Source organism: Actinoplanes sp. NPDC048791 (assembly GCF_040650095.1).
In the GTDB taxonomy this organism is placed as follows: Bacteria; Actinomycetota; Actinomycetes; order Mycobacteriales; family Micromonosporaceae; genus Actinoplanes.
Map to the genome: position 1 here is coordinate 1 of NZ_JBEZGQ010001027.1, position 2894 is coordinate 2894.

Below are 2894 nucleotides of genomic sequence, written 5' to 3' on the forward strand. Positions count from 1 at the left end.
GGGTTGGTGCTCTACATCGAGGATATCGTCGTGCAGCACCGCATGTTGCAGGGCGCGGCCCGCGGTGGCCGGTGCCCGGACGCCGCGGACACCGGTCCGGTGCTGGTCGAGCCGTTGAGCCGGCGTGAGATGGAGGTGCTGCAGGGCATCGCCGCCATGTTGCCGACCGAGGAGATCGCCGCTCACCTGTTCGTGTCGATCAACACGGTCAAGACCCATGTCCGCAGCATCCTGCGCAAGCTGTCGGCGTCCCGCCGTAACGAGGCCGTGCGCCGGGCCCGTTCGCTGGGCCTGATCTGAGCCGGTGAGCCGGGCCGTCGAGGGTGGACTCACTCGTGGCGGATGGCGTGCGGCGTGCCCGCGGCGCGCAGCATATGTCCCGGAGCACCCAGCGGAAGGAGCTCGGTCGTGCGGACATTGCTCATTCTCGGCATCCTCTTCGGGGTGCTGGTCGTCGCCATCGCCGCACGGCGTAGCCGGCAGCAGTTCCAGGATTCCGGCACCGCGTTCCGGTGCCGCCTGCGGGCCCGGGGTCACCGGTCGGCGATCTGGCCGTCGCTGGGCCGGCACTGGTCCCGGCCGATGTGGGCGCTGTGGGACGACGACGTCCTGCTCGTCCGCCGCGGCCCGGTCCTCGCCCGGACGATCCCGCTGCGCGCGCAGCTGCCGGTGGAAGGTGTGCACCACCTGCTCGCCGAGGCTCCGCGACGGTGCGGGTCACGGCCGCTCGGGGTGGTGCTGAAGGTCTGGGACGGCTCCCGGATCGAGGTCGCCGCCGCCACGGACGACCGCCTGCAGGTGGTCGGTCCCTATCTGGCCGCGGCGATCAGTGACCTCCCGCGGGCGCCGGTTCCCCGGCGCCCCAGCTGAGAGACGAAAGGTGGCATCCACATGTCGGACACCCAGCAGAGCACGACAGGCGCCCAGCGGACGGCGTCCTTCGCCGCGGACAAACCCTACGAGGTGCCGAGCCGCTCCCGGCCGACAGCGTGGGTCGGCGTGGTGATCTTCGGCGGCATCATGCTGCAGATGGTCGGCGGCTTCCAGCTCATCCAGGGCCTCGTCGCGCTCTTCAAGGACGACTACTACCTGGTCAGCCCCAACGGGCTGGTGGTCGAGGTGAACTACACGGCGTGGGGCTGGACCCATCTGCTGATCGGTCTGGTGGCCATCGCGACCGGCATCGGGGTCCTGCTCGGGCAGACCTGGGCCCGGGTGCTCGGCATCGTGATCGCGGTGGTCAGTGCCCTGGTCAACGTCGCGTTCCTGTCCGCGTACCCGATCTGGAGCACGATCATCATCGCGATGGACGTGCTGGTGATCTACGCCCTGGCCGTGCACGGCCGCGAGGCCGCACAGGCCTGATCCGTCCGAGGCGATCCCGTTCGAGGCGATCCCGTTCGAGGCGATCCCGTTCGAGGCGATTCCGTTCGAGGCGATGAGGGAGGGCCGGTGGGCTACCGCGACGGGCGGGCCGAGCCCACCGGCCGGACCTTGCACCGCGTACGGACGGCGACCGCGGTCCTGCTGATCGGGGCCGGCGCGAGCGCCCTGGCCTGGCCGTCAGCCACGGTCCGGGTGCTCGGTCTGCTGTTCGGGCTCAACCTCGTCGTGACCGGCACGATCCGGGCCGGTCTGCTGCTGGTCGTGCCCGGCTACCCGCGGCTGTACCGGATCGCCGGAGTCGTCGGCGGCGTGCTGACCACGATCGCCGGCCTGATCTGCCTGCGCAGCATCGCCGTCTCGGTGGTGCTGCTGATCGTGGTCGTCACTGCCGGCTGGGCCGTGAACGCGCTGCTGGGAACCCTGCTGAGCCCGGACGGTGCCGCGGAGAGCCGGAGCACCCGGTACGTGGTCGCCGGCTCGGCGCTCCTGGTGGCGGCCGTCATCGGCCTGATCCGGCCGGAGCTCGAACCGGCGACCCTGGTCCGCATCGGCGGCGCGGTGCTGCTCTGCGCCGGGACGGCCCAGCTGGTCCGGTCGATCGCGGGACTGCGGGTGGCGTACCGGGCACAGGTGTGACCCGGCCATCCTCACCTGGCTCCGAAGGTCTCGTGCAGGATCTCCTGTTCGCCCTCGGTGAGGTTCGTCGCGATCAGGGTGCTGTTGCGGCCGTGGAACCGCTCACCGAGGCGGTCCAGATCGCCGTGCTCGGTCACCAGGAAGAGCGCCGAGGTGCCCCGCGTGACCTGGGTGCGGATCTTCTCCAGCTGCTCCTTGGTGATGCCGGAGTCCTGGGTGGCCTTGCTGATCGCACCCAGCGCCGCGCCCGCGACGCCGCCGACCACCGGGACCATGAACAACGAGCCGACCAGCAACCCCCACAGCGCACCCCAACCGGCGCCGTGCCTGGTCTCGTCGTGCCCGTGTTCCATGGTCGGTTGCGCGGCGTCAGCCGGCCAGCGGACCACCGCGTGGTCGTCGATCTTGACCAGCCGTTCCGTCGCCGCATCCTTGAGGACGGCCGCTGCGCGGTCCGCGCCGTCCGGGTCCTCGAACTTCCACACCGTGAAGGTCGTCATCGCACGCTCCCGATCGTCGGACGTGGGTCACCGGCTTCAGCTTTCGCCGGCGCGCCGGCCGGCGCCTCGTCCGTCCGGGATGAAACCCCGGGCCCGGCGACGCTCGACCGCGTCCTCGATCAGCAGGGAGATCAGCACGCCGCCCGCCGCCGCGACGAACGGCAGGACGAGCAGCAGGCCGTAGTCCACCCGCATCGGACGTCCGCGGAGTACGTCGAGGGCGGTGACGAGCCGCTCCCGGGCGATGGTGTGGTTGGCGGTCATCGGGTCACCTTCCCCGTTCGTGGTCTTCCCGGCGTCCGTCCGCCGGGTCATCGAGGAGCTGCGCCAGCCGTACGGTCGCGGCGCCGGCCCTGGTCCGCCGCACGCTCG

6 protein-coding genes are annotated in these 2894 nt (G+C 71.3%); 4 read left to right on the top strand and 2 right to left on the bottom strand.

Annotated elements, in window-relative coordinates; translation table 11 throughout:
- The 4 genes from AB0C29_RS41555 to AB0C29_RS41570 form a co-directional block, all read left to right on the top strand.
- The coding region (locus tag AB0C29_RS41555; protein ID WP_360832789.1) for a helix-turn-helix transcriptional regulator at positions 1 to 300 on the top strand (300 nt) is incomplete at its 5' end.
- Positions 301 to 408: 108 nt separating this feature from the next.
- A complete protein-coding gene (locus AB0C29_RS41560) occupies positions 409 to 870 on the top strand; it encodes a hypothetical protein (protein WP_360832792.1) in 462 nt (153 codons plus the stop codon).
- Between the two features lie 21 nt (positions 871 to 891).
- A complete protein-coding gene (locus AB0C29_RS41565; protein WP_360832795.1) occupies positions 892 to 1365 on the top strand; it encodes a hypothetical protein in 474 nt (157 codons plus the stop codon).
- An 87-nt stretch (positions 1366 to 1452) separates the two neighbouring features.
- Positions 1453 to 2022: a DUF308 domain-containing protein gene (locus tag AB0C29_RS41570; RefSeq protein WP_360832798.1), complete on the top strand. Its 570-nt coding sequence runs from the start codon at positions 1453 to 1455 to the stop codon at positions 2020 to 2022.
- 11 nt (positions 2023 to 2033) lie between these two features.
- Here the strand turns inward: AB0C29_RS41570 and AB0C29_RS41575 are convergent, their stop codons facing one another.
- Both AB0C29_RS41575 and AB0C29_RS41580 read right to left on the bottom strand, forming a co-directional pair.
- Complete coding sequence (locus AB0C29_RS41575; protein ID WP_360832801.1) at positions 2034 to 2522, bottom strand: DUF1269 domain-containing protein; 489 nt, start codon at positions 2520 to 2522, stop codon at positions 2034 to 2036.
- Positions 2523 to 2558: 36 nt separating this feature from the next.
- Complete coding sequence (locus AB0C29_RS41580) at positions 2559 to 2786, bottom strand: hypothetical protein (protein WP_360832804.1); 228 nt, start codon at positions 2784 to 2786, stop codon at positions 2559 to 2561.
- Positions 2787 to 2894 lie beyond the last annotated feature (108 nt).